Raw genomic sequence first — 17,019 nt, 5'->3', positions numbered from 1 at the left:
AAGATTAGTTGCGAGTGCCCTATAGCCGTTGCTACCAGCACCCGGAGCGGTCGCTGGTGCCGCAGCCGGCGTCGGACAGCCTCTACTTTCAGGGCACTCTGTTCTTTGTCTATGTCGACAAGACCTGACAACTTCTGTGATTGTTGTCGGTAACGTTGGCGGGGAATCAGCAACCGCTGCCGGCTGGCAGCCGCGAGGGGGGACGGGCGTGCTTCATCCGAATGTCATCGGGGACTGGCATGAGTACGACGAGGGCTTCACGGGGCTCCGCATCCGAGTGCACAGCCTCAAGAAGGGTGTCGTCCCCGCCAGGGGCCGCGACGACGACGCAAAGGGCCTGACGTACTTCAGCGTGCAAGTCACCGTCGAGAACCGCGCCGAGGAGTACTTCGACCTTCGGCTCTCTGATGACGAAGCCCAGATACGTGCAGGCAAGGATGGCCACAGTGTCTTCCTCGACGAGTACGGCTCTGCCTGGATCAAGGACTTTCGCCTATACCCTCTCCGCCGGGCCACAGCCACTATCTACGCTGCAGCGCCCGCCAGTCACCTCAAGACCCTTGACATCCAGATCGCAATGCGGGTCGACGACGAACGTACCTCTCCGTACGTGTGGGTCGGCAGCGACGGCGTCCCCGAATCCACAGGCCGTACCACAGTGAAGAAGGCTCGCGGCAAGGCAAGCATCGCGGACGAAGCCAGCAAGTTCCTTGAGCGGGGCGGAACCGATGTCTGAGAGCAACGACCTTCGGTGCCCCCCTTCCGACCTCGGAGTGCAGCCGTGACCAGGCAACCTATGCTCGACCTCACCGAACGGCGCGCTACCGGCATGCGTGAGGACATCGCCAAGGCCCGGAACGACGGCACACTAGCCGGTCCGATCTGTGACGCTCTACTTGGAGTACTCGACCTGTACGACGCCGCAAGCGAGCAGGCTCAGCGGGACGACTCATCCCTGCAGGGGTGGGCGATGAACTTCCGTCTTGAGGGGTTCACCATGCCGAACGAGAGCGGCGCCCGAACCTTGCTACCAGGCCTCGCAGCTGCAATCAACCAGCTCGTCATGGCCTTCCCAGACGAAAGCCCCTCCAGTCACCTGCACAGCGTGCACAGTGACTAGCGCGACTACAAGCAGGATCGGCAACCGCGATCGAGCCCTCTGGAGCCATTCCGGAGGTGTGAGCGAGACCGACAACGTCCTCGATGACACCCACAACGAAGGCCCATACGCCGTTCAGCAGTCCATCGCGCACGCCCTTGCCCAGTCCAGCATGGGGAACCGCCCATGGGTACAGAGGAGGCTCAGCCCTGGCTCAGTGCGTACTCCACGGTCGATGAACGATGACCAGCTCACCCTTGACCCGAAAGCAGTGTCTTGACGAACAAGCCACCCCAGCCACGCGAGGGCGAGGAACGGGACCCCGCTGGAATGAGACGCCCTGTACGGCCAGACATCGAGTTCCGACCGGTCCGCAACGGCATGGACTTCCTCCTCAGTGCCGTTGAACATCTGACCTTCGAAGCACTGCCATCGGACCGTGACCTCAAGTACGCAGTCCTGCACCTGCACGCCGCGGTGGAGGTGCTCCTGAAGGCGCGACTCGTACGTGAGCACTGGAGCCTTGTGTTCAAGGACCCCGCGAAGGCAACAGCAAAGGACTTCGCCGACGGCAGCTTCTCCAGCACAACTATCGAGGGAGCCATGACCCGGCTACGCGAGATCGCTGGCGTAAACATTGACGAGGCGAGCCGATCAGCCATCATCAAATTGACCCAGACGCGCAACGCATTCACCCACTATGGCCACTCAGCCTCGGCCTACGCGGTGGAGGCGCAAGCCACACGCGTGCTCAGCTTCTTGGTGGACTTCATCGCTCAGGAGCTCTACGACAGGAACTCCAGCAGCCAGTTCGGCGGCGAGTACGACAGGACAATGCGACTCATTCAGACGCAGCTCGGCCGTATCGACACCCTAGTCAAGAACCGCATGCGCAAGGTGGACGCGGAACTTGCGGACCAGCAGGAACGCACTGTGCTGTGCCCCGCTTGCCGGCAGCCTGCCGTAGTCGTGGGGAGACATCCACACTGCCGGTTCTGCTACGCCGAGTGGCCAAGTGCGCACGAGCTGGCGGGTGCATACATTTCTACAGTCCTCAAGGACCACGACGGCCTCTTCTGGTACAGGTGCGACGACTGTGCTGAGGATGGGCACGACGAGGCGCTGCTGGTTCTGGGAGCCTCGACAGCAGATGCTCTCGAAATCGAGATTGGTCTTTGTTTCCGGTGCGGAGCCCGGTACAGGAAGGGGACAACCTCGCACCCCAAGCCTCAGCCCCACATGGACGGTTACCAACATGTCTACTCAATCACCATCGAGGATGCCTCTACGAACCCGAACTCCTTGTCCTAACTAGACTCCGTCGGTGCAGACTTGACTGCCACACTCCGGGCTACGGAGGCAAGGCGCCGAGACCAAGCCGACCGCGGACGAGAGGTGGGATCGTGAGACAGGGTCGGTCGTGCACTACCAGCTCGGCTGGTCTGAGGTCTGCAGGGCTTCGACGAGTGAGCGCAGGTTGAGGTGGACTGACGCCCCCGGGACGGCATACCTATCGGCCTCACGTAGGTAGTGGCCAGTTTTCTTCTCCGCGACGACGTAATCCGCGTAGCCCGCAGCGCAGGCAAGAAAGAGCAGGTCGTTCAGGTCGTTGTTGACCCACTTATCCGAGGGGTTACGCAGACGGGCTTGGATGATTTCCAGCACCCTGCCGGTGAAGGGTAGCTGGCTGAAGAAGCCCACCACGTTCTCGGGCTGAAGATGGTGGGCCAGTTCGTCATTGCTGATGCCAGTCAGCACACAGGCCTGCGCGATGTCCACCTTGAGATCTCCGAGCAGGTACGTGACCGTGATCAAGCGCATGTCGCGTTCCGCCGGATGATCGCGCATGTACTGGGCTAGTGCAGCCGGGACGGCAGCCCATCCATCGATGACGCCCGCCGTGGCATTCAATTCCTCCTTCGAAAGCGTCTCTTCCAGCAGCAGACTCGCCCACGCCGCCCGCCAGACGATGCTGGTCGCCAACGACTGCACCTGTTCACGGGCTGCGTCGCTGATAGTCGGCACATAGGTAAAGAACGGTGACTGCGCAGCAGTGGTGAAGACATCCGATGCAGTCGGCGCCGGGCCTCCGAAGCCGCCGGCGAACTCATAGCGCCGTACGACCAACGGGTTCAGCATGTGCCACCCGCCGTAGGCGTCCAGCATGACTTTCGCGAGGTTGCGACGGCGCTCCCGGTCGCCAGCATGGACCGTCTCGACCAGGTGAGCGCTGGACAGCGGCAGCCGTACCTGGTCTGCGGTGACCAGGCCCCACAAAACGTCAGCGGCCTGCCGCTCGTCGGCGCGTTGGATTTTCTCAGGCGCAACACGCGCCTGGGCCATTGTGACCCAATGGTTCTGATCCAGGTAGACGATCTTGGTCATCAAGCCTCGCATTCGGTTGGGCTCGACATGCACCGAGCTGCCCCTCAATACCAGACCTCTCAGACAGGCGTCTGGTTGCACTCAAAGATGAACCAGGCCACGGACCCGCACTGCCAGCTGTTGCTCTCACCTACTGTGCCGGGCCGCACTCACGACCTGACCGCGGCCAGCGCCCATCACATCATCCGGATCTGCAAGCACCAGAGTTCCCCGATCCTCGCCGACCGCACCTACCAGGGCGCAGGCCCTCGGGTAACCACCGGCCTCAAACGCCCACCCCACAACGAACTCACCTCATAGCGCACCGTCAACCGTGACCTCCCCGCAGGCCAGGCAGCGACGGCCCGCAGAAGCCGTCACTGACTGCGACAGGCTGCCTGCCTAGCAGGGTGCCTTCTGCGCACGGAGAACCGACGCTCACTGTGCTCACTTCACGCGGAATCTGACATCTCCGCTGGTGTCGGTGCGCACGAGAAGGCGAAACCTACACGGGCCGGCCGGACGGAGGTCCCCGGGCCGGTCAGGCGGCCGGCCCGTAGGCCCGCAGGAAGGTGTCGACCGCGGCCTCGGCCACCGCGCGCGTCTCGGTGGCGGGGACCGTGCGGGTGCCCAGCCGGGAGCGCGCCTCCATCGGTCCGGTGAGCAGGGCGAGGAGCTGCTCCGCCGCCCGCTCGGGGTCGCAGGGGCGCAGCCGGCCGGCCAGCGAGAGACGCGCCAGCCGGTCCGCCAGTGCCTCGCCGAGCCGCCCCTGGGTGCGGTCCTGGACGGCCTCGATCAGGTCGGGGAAGCCGGCGACCTGGGCGTACGTCAGCCACCGCAGCGCGCGGGCGCGTTCTCCGCAGCAGACCTGGAGCATCCGGTACGCCGTGTCCTCCAGGGCGGCGCGCAGATCGTCACCGGGGGCCCGCAGCCGGTCGGCGACGGCGAGGTTCTCCGCCATCACCGTGTCGGCGGCCGCCTCGATCGCGTGCCGGAACAGATTCTCCTTGTCCCTGAGGTGGTTGTAGACGGTCGGCTTCGCGACGCCTGCCTCCTCGGCGATCTCCTGTACGCAGGCGTTCTCGTACCCCCGGCGCGCGAAGACGGTGAAGGCGGCGTCGAGGATCGCCTGCCGCTTGTCGATACGTCCCCGGGGCGCCGTCCGCCCGGACGGAGTGGTCGCTGCTGTCACCTCCGCAGCGTACCGCCGCCTTGTTTTGAACCCACTGGACCACTAAATTGAACTCATCAGTTCAATAGTGACGCCCGAAACATGACGCCCGCCCCACGGAAGGGGATCCAGTGATCGTCAACATCCTGCGTTTCAGCTTCAAGGACGGAACGACCGAGGAGGAGAAGGCGGAGGTACTGGCCGCGATGCGGCGAACGTCGACCGTGGAGTCGGCCGCGTTCGGAGTCGTGGGCCAGGATCTCGGCGACCCCGCCGAGGGCTTCACCCACACCTACTGCGCGGGGGTCGAGGACCTGGAGGCGCTGGACCGGTATCTGTACGACCCGGTCCACCTCGAAGGCGACTCCACGATCCTCCCCCGGCTCGCGAGGCTGTCGGCCGTACGGCTGTCCGACGACATGGACCCCGGCCTCGGCGAGAGGATCATGGCGATGCACCTGAAGAAGGTGGCGACGTACCCGGAGTGGGGCCGGCTCCTCGACGCCATCCCCGACGTACACATCTCCACCGAAGCCTGACGGAGACGGCCGACCCGCCCCGGGCCCTGGGGGAGAGCCCGGCCCGGGGCGCCTTCGACGGCGGCGCCCGCCCCTCCGGAGTGAGACGACCGGTCGGGCCGCGCTCGCCGCGTCAGCCGGAGGGCTGACACCGTACGACGGGATCTCCGGACCCCGACCCGGAATTGGCCATACCTCGCACCGTCTCAGCCCGTGGGCCCCGCCCGCTTCCGCGCACCCGCCCCGAGCGCTGCGGCTACCGACGGAAACCCCTCTCTGCCCTGCGGTGTACGGAAGATGACCACCCCATCAACCCCACCCGCCACACGGATGACACACGGCGAAACGTCCGCTTAACGAACATGACCATTCCGGCAACGGACGAGTTCCGGCCAATGTGTTGACGCGGTCCTGACACGCCCCTGCTCCGACTGACACTCTTCCTCCGTTCCGCGCACCGCCTGCTCTGCCGGCCCGCTCACCCAGCGGGCCGTGACCCCCCTCGCAGAAGGAGTCCGCGTGAGACCCACGCCCAGCCGTCGTGCCACCGCGACCGGCGCTCTGATAGCCGCAACCGCTCTTCTCGCCGTCGGAATGCAGGGCGGTGCCGCAACGGCCGCCCCCGAAGGCGCAAGCGCCGCCCCCGCCGCCGCGGTGAAGGGCGCCGACCCCGGCGCGCTCCCCGCGAAGCTCAGCCCCTCCCAGCGCGCAGAGCTGCTCAAGGAGGCCAACTCCACCAAGGCGGCGACCGCCGAGGAGCTCGGCCTCGGGTCCACGGAGAAGCTCGTCGTCCGCGATGTCGTCAAGGACGTCGACGGCACCACGCACACCCGCTACGAGCGCACCCTCGACGGCCTCCCCGTCCTCGGCGGCGACCTGGTCGTGGCCGAGTCGAAGTCCGGGACGACCGAGGGCGTCACCAAGGCCTCCAAGGCCACCGGTGCCCAGCTGAAGGCGGTCGGCACCACGGCGGACGTCGCGCCGGCCACCGCCGAGAAGCAGGCGCTCACCGCGGCCCGTGCCGACGGCTCGAAGAGCACCGAGGCCTCCACGGCCCCGCGCAAGGTCGTCTGGGCGGCGAGCGGCACCCCGCAGCTCGCGTACGAGACCGTGGTCGGCGGCCTCCAGCACGACGGCACCCCGAACGAGCTGCACGTCATCACGGACGCCTCCTCGGGCGCGAAGCTCTTCGAGTGGCAGGCGATCGAGAACGGCACCGGCAACACGCAGTACAGCGGCACGGTCACCCTGGGCACCTCGGGCTCCGGCAGCTCGTACAACCTCACCGACTCCACCCGCGGCGGCCACAAGACGTACAACCTGAACCGCGGTACGTCCGGCACCGGAACCCTGTTCTCCGGCACCGACGACGTCTGGGGCAACGGCAGCGCCTCCAACACCGAGACGGCCGCCGCCGACGCGCACTACGGTGCCGCGGAGACGTGGGACTTCTACAAGAACGTCATGGGCCGCACCGGCATCAAGGGCGACGGTGTCGGCGCGTACTCCCGTGTCCACTACGGCAACAACTACGTCAACGCCTTCTGGTCGGACAGCTGCTTCTGCATGACCTACGGCGACGGCAGCGGCAACCTCGCGCCGCTGACCTCGCTGGACGTCGCGGCCCACGAGATGACGCACGGCGTCACCTCCAACACCGCCGGCCTCAACTACAGCGGTGAGTCCGGCGGCCTCAACGAGGCCACCTCGGACATCTTCGCGGCGGGCGTGGAGTTCTACTCCAACACCGCCACGGACCCGGGCGACTACCTCGTCGGCGAGAAGATCGACATCAACGGCGACGGCACGCCGCTGCGTTACATGGACAAGCCGAGCAAGGACGGTGCCTCCAAGGACTCCTGGTACTCGGGCCTCGGCTCGGTCGACGTCCACTACTCCTCGGGCCCGGCGAACCACTGGTTCTACCTGCTCTCCGAGGGCAGCGGCGCCAAGACCGTCAACGGGGTGTCGTACGACTCCCCGACGTCCGACGGCCTCCCGGTGACCGGCATCGGCCGGGACAAGGCGCTGCAGATCTGGTTCAAGGCGCTCACCACGAAGTTCACCTCGACCACGAACTACGCCGCGGCCCGCACCGGCACCCTCGCCGTGGCCGGTGAGCTGTACGGCACCACGAGCGCCGAGTACACCGCGGTCGCCAACGCCTGGGCCGGCATCGCCGTGGGCTCCCGCCCCGGCGGCGGCACCGACCCGGACCCGGGCGGCAAGGTCTTCCAGAACACGACCGTCAAGGCCATCGCCGACCGCAGCACCACCAACTTCCCGGTCGTGGTCAGCGGCGTCACCGGCAACGCGCCCAGCGCCCTGTCGGTGGCGGTGAACATCACCCACACCTACCGCGGTGACCTCGTCCTCGACCTGGTCGCCCCGGACGGGACGGCGTACCGCCTGAAGAACTCCTCGTCGAGCGACTCCGCGGACAACGTGGTGGCGACCTACACGGTCAACGCCTCGTCCGAGGTGGCCAACGGCACCTGGAACCTCAAGGTCCAGGACGTCTACTCGGGCGACACCGGCACCTTCAACAGCGTGAAGCTCACCTTCTGAGCACCGAGAGAACAGGGACGGCCCCGGGGAGCACCATCCCCCGGGGCCGTCCCCCGTGTCAGTGGGGGGAGCTGGAGCCACGGCCGGGGATGTTCTGCTCCGCCCAGACGATCTTGCCGTCGGCCGTGCGGCACGAACCCCAGCTGCGGCACAGCAGGTTGATGAGCTGGAGCCCCCGGCCGCCCTCGTCGCTGAGGTCGGCGTGCTGGATCTGCGGCAGGTCGGGCCCGGTGTCGGCCAGCTCCACCTGGAGCCGCTCGTCGCACAGCAGCCGGAGCCGGCCCGGGCCGCCGCCGTAACGCATGGCGTTGCCGACCAGTTCGCTGACCACCAGCTCGGTCACGTCGGCGAGTTCGGTCAGGTCCCACCGTGCCAGCTGTTCGGTGACCAGCTTGCGGGCGGTGGAGGCGGGGTTGCCGTCCGTGGGCAGGTCCCACTCCCGCAGCCGCACGTCGGGGGAGAGCTCGTGGCCGCCCGCGACCAGCAGCACCGCCTCGTCGAACCGGCCGTCGTCCTGCCGCGGCGAGGTGAGAGGACCGCCGGCGTCGAGCTGCTCGGGCGTCATCGCGGCCACGGACGCGCGCAGCCCCTCCAGTTGTACGTCCACGTCGTCGGTGCGCGTCTTGATCAGGCCGTCGGTGTAGAACACGAGCCGGCCGCCGACCGGGCCGCGCAGCCTCAGCGGGTCGTAGGGGATGACCCCGGCGCCCAGCGGCGCTCCGATCGGCACGTCGGGATACGTGGCGGTCCCGTCCGCGTCCACCAGCAGCGGCGGCGGATGGCCCGCGCTCGCGATGGTGTAGCTGGAGTCCGCCGGATCGTAGACCGCGCACAGACAGGTGGCGACCTGGTCGTCCTCCAGGTCCCGGGTGGCCAGGTCGAGCCGGGCGAGCAGCCGGTCGGGGGCGATGTCCAGCATCATGAGCGTACGGGCGACGGTCCGCAGCCGGCCCATCGTGGCGGCGGCGGGCAGTCCGTGGCCGGTGACGTCGCCGACCACCAGCGCCGTGCGCCCGCTGGGGAGCGCCACCACGTCGTACCAGTCGCCGCCCACCCCGTGCGCGTCGACGGCCGGCGCGTAGTGGGCGTGCACCCGCAGGCCGGGGGTGTGCGGGGTGGCGCGCGGGAGCAGGGAGCGCTGGAGCGAGACGACGTGCTCGCGCTCCCGCCCGTAGAGCCGGGCGTTGTCCATGAACACGGCTGCCATGGAAGCGAGTTGGCTCGCCAGATCCAGGTCGGCGCGGTTGAAGGGCGGACTGTCACCGGCGCGTACGAAGTCGGCGGAGCCCAGCAGGACCCCTCGGGCGGTCAGGGGCACCGCCATGTAGCTGTGCACCCCCTGACGGCGCATCGCCTCCGCCGCACTCGGGGTCGGCGCGACGCGCTCGTAGTCCTCCGCGGTCATCCGGCTGACCAGGACGGGCCGGCCGTTGCGCAGGCACTCGGTGGTCAGCAGGGTCTCGCGGCGCTCCCGGCGGTCGACCACCTCGCCCACCGGGGCGGGTTCGAGTTCGTCCAGCGCGTCGATGGCCCGCACCGCCATGGCACGGGTGACGGGCACCGCGGCGCCGGTGACACGCTCCCCCTCCTCGCCGCGCAGCACGGACTCCAGCAGATCGACGGCGGCGGCGTCGGCCAGCCGCGGGACGCTGAAGGCGGCCAGCTCCTCGGCGGTCCGCTCCAGGTCGAGCGTCGTGCCGATCCGGGTGCTCGCCGTGTTGAGCCAGCGCATCCGGGCCGCGGTGGTGAAGCGGTCGCCCCGGGGCGGTCCGGCGGGTTCCGGCCGGCGGATGTGCAGCTGCCGGGACGTGCCGTTCTGCGCGGCCAGCCGACGGGCCAGGCGTCTCGCTCGGCCTCCGCCGCCGTTCACCGTGCTGACCTCCACTCGCGCCCGGTGGGACGCCTCGCTGTCATGCCGGTGGCCTCGCGGCCGGACCGGCAGGGCTGTCATGTTAGCGAGATCACGGCGAAATCACCCCTGCCGGTACCCGGTGGACCGGTGGGGGCACGGGACGGGCCCGGCGCGCGAGACGCCGGGCCCGCCGTGGGCGGACGAGTTCAGCGCAGGATCACCCCGCCGCCGTCGACCGTGGCAGCGTTCGGCACGGCGACCAGGCCGAGTTCCGCGCCCGAGGCCAGCAGCCGGTGCGAGGGCAGGACGCGCACGGTGTAGCCGTAGGGGCCCGTACGGTCGAGGGCGAGCGGGCCCTCGTAGAGCCAGCGGCCCTCCAGGTCGTGGCCGCCCGCCGGCTTCAGCGGGAACGTCTGGGCCTCCGCGATCGCGTCCCCGGAGTCGACCCGCCCGGCGACCACCTGCACCTCCACGTCCTCCGGGTCGAGACCGCCCAGCGCGATCCGGACCCGGAGCGCCAGGGTGGACCCCAGCTCGGCGGAGCCGCCGACGACGGTGTCGGCGGAGGCCTCCACATGGTCGACCGTCACCTGCGGCCAGGCCGCACGGATCCTGGTCTTCCAGACGGCGAGCTCACGGGCGGACGCGGGCTCCAGCGCCCGGCGGGACTGCGCCGCGGGGGCGTAGAGCCGCTCGACGTACTCCCGCACCATGCGGCCCGCGAGGACCTTGGGGCCCAGGGTGACCAGGGTGCGGCGGACCATCTCGATCCACCGCTGGGGCAGGTCCTCGGCGTCGCGGTCGTAGAAGCGGGGGGCGACCCGGTCCTCGATCAGCGCGTAGAGGGCGTTGGCCTCCAGTTCGTCGCGCCGCTCCTCGTCGGTGGCGGGGCCGTCGGCGGTGGGGATCGCCCAGCCGAAGTCGGGCTCGTACCACTCGTCCCACCAGCCGTCGCGCACCGAGAGGTTGAGGCAGCCGTTGAGCGCCGCCTTCATCCCGCTGGTGCCGCAGGCCTCCAGGGGGCGCAGCGGGTTGTTGAGCCAGACGTCGCAGCCCGGGTAGAGCTTCTGCGCCATCCCCATGCCGTAGTCGGGCAGGAAGACGATGCGGTGGCGTACCCGCGGGTCGTCGGAGAAGCGCACCAGCTCCTGGACCAGCCGCTTGCCGCCGTCGTCGGCGGGGTGGGCCTTGCCGGCGACGACGATCTGGATCGGGTGGGTCGGGTGGAGCAGCAGCTCACGGAGCCGGTCGCGGTCGTGCAGCATGAGCGTGAGGCGCTTGTACGAGGGCACCCGGCGGGCGAAGCCGATGGTGAGCACGTCCGGGTCGAGCACCCCGTCGATCCAGCCCAGTTCGGCGGTGCCGGCGCCGCGCCTGCGCCAGGAGGCGTAGAGCCGCTTGCGCACCTCGGTGACGAGCTGCTCGCGCAGCCCGCGGCGCAGCTCCCAGATCTCCCGGTCGGAGACGGCGGTCACGGCGTCCCAGCGTCTGGGGGTGCCCGCCGCCCCGCCCTCCCCACCGGTCCCCCGGCCCACCTCGGCTCCGGCGAGGGCGTTCTCCGTACGTTCGGAGCCGAACTTGCCGGCGCCGAGCCGGAGGACCTCGGGCGCGACCCAGGTCGGGGCGTGCACCCCGTTGGTCACCGAGGTGATCGGCACCTCGGAAGGGTCGAATCCCGGCCACAGCCCGGAGAACATCTCCCGGCTGACCGCGCCGTGCAGGGTGGAGACCCCGTTGGCGCGCTGGGCGAGCCTCAGCCCCATGACCGCCATGTTGAAGAGGTCGGGCTCACCGCCCGGGTACGTCTCCTGCCCGAGGCGCAGGATCCGCTCCACGCCCACCCCGGGCAGCTCGCCGTCGTCACCGAAGTGACGGGCCACGAGCTGGCGCTCGAAGCGGTCTATCCCGGCGGGCACCGGGGTGTGTGTGGTGAAGACCGTGCCGGCGCGCACGACCTCCAGGGCGGCGTCGAAGTCCAGGCCGGTCTCGGAGAGCTCCCGGATCCGCTCCAGGCCGAGGAACCCGGCGTGCCCCTCGTTGGTGTGGAACACCTCGGGCGCCGCGTGGCCGGTCAGCCGGCAGTAGGTGCGCACGGCGCGGACACCGCCGATGCCGAGCAGCATCTCCTGGAGCAGCCGGTGGTCGCTGCCGCCGCCGTAGAGCCGGTCGGTGACGTCGCGTTCGCCCGGCGCGTTCTCCTCGACGTCGGAGTCGAGGAGCAGCAGCGGGACACGCCCGACCTGGGCCTGCCAGACCGAGGCGTACAGCGAGCGCCCGCCGGGCAGGGCGAGCACCACCCTGCTGGGGGTGCCGTCGGCCTCCCGCAGGAGGGTGAGCGGCAGCTCGTTGGGGTCGAGGACGGGGTAGTGCTCCTGCTGCCAGCCGTCGCGGGACAGGGTCTGGCGGAAGTAGCCGTGCCGGTAGAGCAGGCCGACCCCGATGAGCGGTACGCCGAGGTCGCTGGCGGCCTTCAGATGGTCGCCGGCCAGGATGCCGAGCCCGCCCGAGTACTGGGGCAGGGCGGCGGTGACCCCGAACTCGGGGGAGAAGTAGGCGATGGCCGCGGGGAGCTCCGCGCCCTGGGAGAGCTGGTCCTGATACCACCTCGGGCCGCCGAGGTACTCCTGGAGGTCCTCGGACACCTCGGTGAGCCGGTGCATGAAGTGCTGGTCCCCGGCCAGCTCGGCGAGGCGTGCCGCGGAGACGGCGCCGAGCAGACGCACGGGGTCGGCGTCCGCGGGCCGCCAGCCCTCCGGGTCGGCCGCCTGGAAGAGCTGTTGGGTCTCGGTGTGCCAGGACCAGCGCAGGTTGCGTGCGAGGTCGCTGAGCGGTCGCAGGGGTTCGGGGAGGACGGGACGCACGGTGAATCGACGAATGGCCTTCACGTATCCCACCTTTACAGGGGACGTACGGATCCGAGGGGACGCACGACGGTGGGCGCCCTCTCCGTCACCCTCGACGGTAGCGGTGTGCCGTGTCGCGCAGCCACGGCGCGCGACCGGCTCAGTGGGTCCGGCCCGGCGCCCTCCGCCCGCCCCGGTCCCGGGCGCTGCACCGTGCGCGCCCTCCCTCCTCCGGCTCCCGGGCCACCCCTGTCACGGGCGTCCCGCCGGTACCTGGGATCCCTGCCGCCCCATGGGCCAGATGCGCCAGTTACGTACCCATCCGTCACGGGCGATATGGCTGATTTCCCCACCTCACGCGGGCTTGTGGCACCCCTCACCGCAGGGAAGGCTTCGGGGGTGCCCACTCGTCGGCCGGGGGACCGGCGTGCGGCCCACAGCGCGTGCTCCGTTTGCACCCAGGAGTTAACACACCACCGGGTTGGCCGCCCGAAAACGGTGGGAAGGCTCCCCCGGTAGGACAGCGGTTTCCCAGCCGGTGACACCCCCGCGCTGCACATCCCAGGTGCCCCCGGTCGGAGCAGGAATCCCCCGCGCACCTGCCATTCGAGTGCCATTCGAGTGAACGCGGACAGGAGCGGCCATGCCCACAGCCCGCCAGCCGTCAACCGAGCAGCTACAAAGGACGCAACCCCACCATCGCGGCGCGCGCGGTCAGCCCTTCACGCCCACGTCGCGCGCCGTGCATGCCGAGCTCCGACCCCCAGGTGATTCCATGATCGGTCGCATTCCCGTCCTGGACGTCCGTCCGCTCGTCGACTGCGGCAGACGGCCGGCCAAAGCCGTCGCGGGCGAGACCTTCGAGGTCAGCGCCACCGTGTTCCGCGAGGGCCACGACGCCGTGGCCGCCAACGTCGTCCTGTGCGACCCGGCCGGCCGGCCCGGTCCCTGGACGCCGATGCGCGAGCTGGCCCCGGGCACGGACCGGTGGGGCGCCGACGTCACCCCGGAGTCGGAGGGGCACTGGACGTACACCGTCGAGGCGTGGAGCGACCCGGTCACCACCTGGCGCACGCACGCGCAGATCAAGGTCCCGGCGGGCATCGACACCGAGCTGATGTTCGAGGAGGGTGCCGGGCTGTACGCCCGCGCCGCCGAGGGCGTACCCAAGAAGGACGGGCGCGAGGCCGTGCTGGCCGCCGTCGACGCCCTGCGCGACACGAGCCGCCCCGCGGCCTCCCGGCTCGCGGCCGCGCTGACCGCCGAGGTGGACGAGGCGCTGGGCCGCCACCCCCTGCGCGAACTGGTCACCGCGTCCCGGCCGCTGCCGCTGACCGTCGAGCGCCGGCGCGCCCTGTACGGCTCCTGGTACGAGCTGTTCCCGCGCTCCGAGGGCGCGCGCCTGGAGCAGGTGGAGCCCTCGAAGCCGGCCCGGAAGCGGGCGGCGAAGACCGCGAAGACCGCTGCAGCCAAGCCCGCCAAGGTCACGGCCGCCAGGAAGAAGACCGCGGCGACGGTCACCGCGGAGCTCCCGCCGCCGGCCCCCCGGACGATCAGCGGCACCTTCCGGACCGCCGCCGAGCGGCTTCCCGCCGTCGCGGCGATGGGGTTCGACGTCGTCTACCTCCCGCCGGTCCACCCCATCGGCACCACCCACCGCAAGGGTCCCAACAACAGCCTCACCCCCGGAGCCGACGACCCGGGCGTGCCCTGGGCGATCGGTTCGGCCGAGGGCGGCCACGACGCCGTCCACCCCGACCTCGGCACCATCGAGGACTTCGACCACTTCGTGGCGACGGCCCGCACGCTGCGGATGGAGATCGCACTGGACTTCGCCCTCCAGTGCTCCCCGGACCACCCGTGGGTGAGTGAGCATCCGGAGTGGTTCCACCACCGCGCCGACGGGTCGATCGCGTACGCCGAGAACCCGCCCAAGAAGTACCAGGACATCTATCCGATCGCGTTCGACACGGACCTGCCCGGGATCGTCAGGGAGACCGTGCGCATCCTGCGGTTCTGGATGGCGCACGGCGTACGGATCTTCCGCGTCGACAATCCGCACACCAAGCCGGTGGTCTTCTGGGAGAAGGTGATCGCCGACATCAACCGCACCGACCCGGACGTGATCTTCCTGGCGGAGGCCTTCACCCGGCCCGCGATGATGCGCACGCTGGCCTCGGTCGGCTTCCAGCAGTCCTACACGTACTTCACCTGGCGTAACACGAAGCAGGAACTCACCGAGTACGTCACGGAGCTTTCGGGCGAGAGTTCCTCGTACATGCGGCCCAACTTCTTCGTGAACACGCCCGACATTCTTCCCGGTTACCTCCAGGAGGGCGGCCGCCCCGCTTTCGAGACCCGGGCCGTGCTGGCCGCGACGCTGTCCCCCTCCTGGGGTGTGTACGCGGGCTTCGAGCTGTACGAGAACACCCCGGTGCGTCCCGGGAGCGAGGAGTACCAGGACTCCGAGAAGTACCAACTCAGGCCCAGGGACTGGGAGTCGACGGAACGTGAGGGCCGCTCGCTCGCTCCTCTGATCACCTCCCTCAACCGGATCCGTCGTCGCCATCCGGCGCTCCAGCAACTGCGCGACGTCCACTTCCACCCGGTCGACAACGAAGCGCTGATCGCCTACAGCAAGCGCTCGGGTTCGGACACCGTCCTGGTGGTCGTCAACCTCGACCCTCACCACACCCAGGAGGCCACGGTCTCGTTGGACATGCCGCGTCTCGGCCTCGACTGGCACGAGAGCGTGCCGGTGCGCGACGAGCTCACCGGCGACACCTATCACTGGGGCAGGGCCTTCTATGTGCGTCTCGAGCCGGGTGTGACACCCGCGCACATCGCGGTCCTGCGACCGTCCCCGCCGACCGGAGGGTCACCCACACCATGATCGTCAATGAGCCTGTCCACGACCTGTTCGAGGACACTCCCGCCAAGGACCGCGATCCCGACTGGTTCAAGCGCGCCGTCTTCTACGAGGTACTCGTCCGGTCCTTCCAGGACTCGAACGGGGACGGCGTAGGTGACCTCAAGGGCCTCACCGCCAAGCTGGACTATCTGCAGTGGCTGGGCGTCGACTGCCTCTGGCTGCCGCCGTTCTTCAAGTCACCGCTGCGCGACGGCGGTTACGACGTATCCGACTACACGGCCGTGCTGCCGGAGTTCGGCGACCTCGCCGACTTCGTGGAGTTCGTCGACGCCGCGCACCAGCGCGGCATGCGCGTGATCATCGACTTCGTCATGAACCACACGAGCGACCAGCACGACTGGTTCCAGCAGTCCCGGACCGACCCGGACGGGCCGTACGGCGACTACTACGTCTGGGCCGACGACGACAAGCAGTTCCCGGACGCGCGGATCATCTTCGTCGACACGGAGACGTCCAACTGGACCTTCGACCCGGTCCGCAAGCAGTACTACTGGCACCGCTTCTTCTCGCACCAGCCGGACCTCAACTACGAGAACCCGGCGGTGCAGGAGGAGATCATCTCGGCCCTGCGCTTCTGGCTGGACCTCGGCATCGACGGCTTCCGGGTCGACGCCGTGCCCTACCTCTACCAGCGCGAGGGGACCAACTGCGAGAACCTCCCCGAGACCCACGGCTTCCTCAAGCGGGTCCGCAAGGAGATCGACGCCAACTACCCGGACACGGTGCTGCTGGCCGAGGCCAACCAGTGGCCGGAGGACGTCGTCGACTACTTCGGCGACTACACGGCCGGCGGCGACGAGTGCCACATGGCGTTCCACTTCCCGGTGATGCCGCGGATCTTCATGGCCGTACGGCGCGAGAGCCGCTACCCGGTCTCCGAAATCCTGGCGAAGACCCCGGCGATCCCGTCGGGCTGCCAGTGGGGCATCTTCCTGCGCAACCACGACGAGCTCACGCTCGAGATGGTGACGGACGAAGAGCGCGACTACATGTACGCGGAGTACGCCAAGGACCCGCGGATGCGGGCCAACATCGGCATCCGCCGCCGGCTCGCCCCGCTCCTGGACAACGACCGCAACCAGATCGAGCTGTTCACGGCGCTGCTGCTGTCCCTGCCCGGCTCCCCGATCCTCTACTACGGGGACGAGATCGGGATGGGCGACAACATCTGGCTCGGCGACCGCGACGCCGTACGCACCCCGATGCAGTGGACGCCCGACCGCAACGCCGGTTTCTCCTCCAGCGATCCGGGGCGGCTCTACCTCCCCACGATCATGGACCCGGTCTACGGCTACCAGGTCACCAACGTCGAGGCGTCCATGGCCTCGCCGTCGTCGCTGCTGCACTGGACGCGGCGGATGATCGAGATCCGCAAGCAGAATCCGGCGTTCGGCCTCGGCTCGTACAACGAACTGCCGTCGTCGAACCCCGCGGTGATCGCGTTCACCCGCGAGTACAAGGACGATCTCGTGCTGTGCGTCCACAACTTCTCGCGGTTCGCGCAGCCGACGGAGCTCGATCTGCGGGCGTTCGACGGGCGTCATCCGGTGGAGCTGATCGGCGGGGTGCGCTTCCCCGCCGTCGGTCAGTGGCCCTATCTGCTGACTCTCGCCGGGCACGGTTTCTACTGGTTCCGGATGCGGAAGGATGCTCCGGTCAGCTGACCGCCGGT

11 protein-coding genes and 1 pseudogene are annotated in these 17,019 nt (G+C 69.1%); 8 read left to right on the top strand and 4 right to left on the bottom strand.

Going from position 1 to position 17,019, the window contains the following annotated elements:
- Nucleotides 1-208 precede the first annotated feature (208 nt).
- From ACIRD8_RS17605 to ACIRD8_RS17595, 3 genes are all read left to right on the top strand, one after another.
- On the top strand, nt 209-736 hold the full coding sequence (locus ACIRD8_RS17605) for a hypothetical protein (RefSeq protein WP_403991748.1): 528 nt from the start codon (nt 209-211) through the stop codon (nt 734-736).
- A gap of 60 nt (nt 737-796) precedes the next feature.
- A complete protein-coding gene (locus ACIRD8_RS17600; protein ID WP_403991745.1) occupies nt 797-1,120 on the top strand; it encodes a hypothetical protein in 324 nt (107 codons plus the stop codon).
- A gap of 255 nt (nt 1,121-1,375) precedes the next feature.
- Nucleotides 1,376-2,410 carry a hypothetical protein gene (locus ACIRD8_RS17595; RefSeq protein ID WP_403991742.1) on the top strand — a complete coding sequence of 345 codons (1,035 nt, stop codon included), beginning with the start codon at nt 1,376-1,378 and terminating at the stop codon, nt 2,408-2,410.
- Between the two features lie 114 nt (nt 2,411-2,524).
- Here the strand turns inward: ACIRD8_RS17595 and ACIRD8_RS17590 are convergent, their stop codons facing one another.
- Nucleotides 2,525-3,484, bottom strand: a complete 960-nt coding sequence (locus ACIRD8_RS17590; protein WP_403991739.1) for a hypothetical protein — start codon at nt 3,482-3,484, stop codon at nt 2,525-2,527.
- A gap of 99 nt (nt 3,485-3,583) precedes the next feature.
- On the opposite strand from ACIRD8_RS17590, the pseudogene ACIRD8_RS17585 reads away from it, so the two are divergent.
- A pseudogene (locus tag ACIRD8_RS17585) lies at nt 3,584-3,778 on the top strand (IS5/IS1182 family transposase); the annotation flags it as partial.
- 226 nt (nt 3,779-4,004) lie between these two features.
- On the opposite strand, the gene ACIRD8_RS17580 reads toward ACIRD8_RS17585, so the two are convergent.
- On the bottom strand, nt 4,005-4,655 hold the full coding sequence (locus ACIRD8_RS17580) for a TetR/AcrR family transcriptional regulator (RefSeq protein WP_403991736.1): 651 nt from the start codon (nt 4,653-4,655) through the stop codon (nt 4,005-4,007).
- Nucleotides 4,656-4,765: 110 nt separating this feature from the next.
- Here ACIRD8_RS17580 and ACIRD8_RS17575 point away from each other — a divergent pair, with 110 nt between their 5' ends.
- Nucleotides 4,766-5,173: a Dabb family protein gene (locus ACIRD8_RS17575; protein ID WP_403991733.1), complete on the top strand. Its 408-nt coding sequence runs from the start codon at nt 4,766-4,768 to the stop codon at nt 5,171-5,173.
- A gap of 498 nt (nt 5,174-5,671) precedes the next feature.
- The gene (locus ACIRD8_RS17570; protein WP_403991730.1) at nt 5,672-7,720 is read left to right on the top strand and encodes a M4 family metallopeptidase; all 2,049 of its coding nucleotides are present in this window, start codon (nt 5,672-5,674) and stop codon (nt 7,718-7,720) included.
- 58 nt (nt 7,721-7,778) lie between these two features.
- On the opposite strand, the gene ACIRD8_RS17565 is transcribed toward ACIRD8_RS17570, so the two are convergent.
- The gene (locus ACIRD8_RS17565; protein ID WP_403991867.1) at nt 7,779-9,590 is read right to left on the bottom strand and encodes a SpoIIE family protein phosphatase; all 1,812 of its coding nucleotides are present in this window, start codon (nt 9,588-9,590) and stop codon (nt 7,779-7,781) included.
- Nucleotides 9,591-9,778: 188 nt separating this feature from the next.
- A complete protein-coding gene (gene glgP, locus ACIRD8_RS17560) occupies nt 9,779-12,457 on the bottom strand; it encodes an alpha-glucan family phosphorylase (protein WP_403991727.1) in 2,679 nt (892 codons plus the stop codon).
- A gap of 733 nt (nt 12,458-13,190) precedes the next feature.
- Between glgP and ACIRD8_RS17555 the strand changes: the two genes are divergently transcribed.
- Entirely contained in the window at nt 13,191-15,308 is a 2,118-nt protein-coding gene (locus tag ACIRD8_RS17555) for an alpha-1,4-glucan--maltose-1-phosphate maltosyltransferase (RefSeq protein WP_403991724.1), read from the top strand.
- Nucleotides 15,305-17,011 carry a maltose alpha-D-glucosyltransferase gene (treS, locus tag ACIRD8_RS17550; protein ID WP_403991721.1) on the top strand — a complete coding sequence of 569 codons (1,707 nt, stop codon included), beginning with the start codon at nt 15,305-15,307 and terminating at the stop codon, nt 17,009-17,011. Before ACIRD8_RS17555 ends, treS begins: the two co-directional genes overlap by 4 nt.
- The last annotated feature ends 8 nt before the right edge of the window (nt 17,012-17,019 follow it).

This window comes from Streptomyces sp. NPDC102451 (assembly GCF_044765485.1).
Classification (GTDB): Bacteria; Actinomycetota; Actinomycetes; order Streptomycetales; family Streptomycetaceae; genus Streptomyces.
The sequence above is the reverse complement of the archived record's forward strand: the minus strand, read 5'-3'. Positions and strand labels throughout refer to the sequence as shown.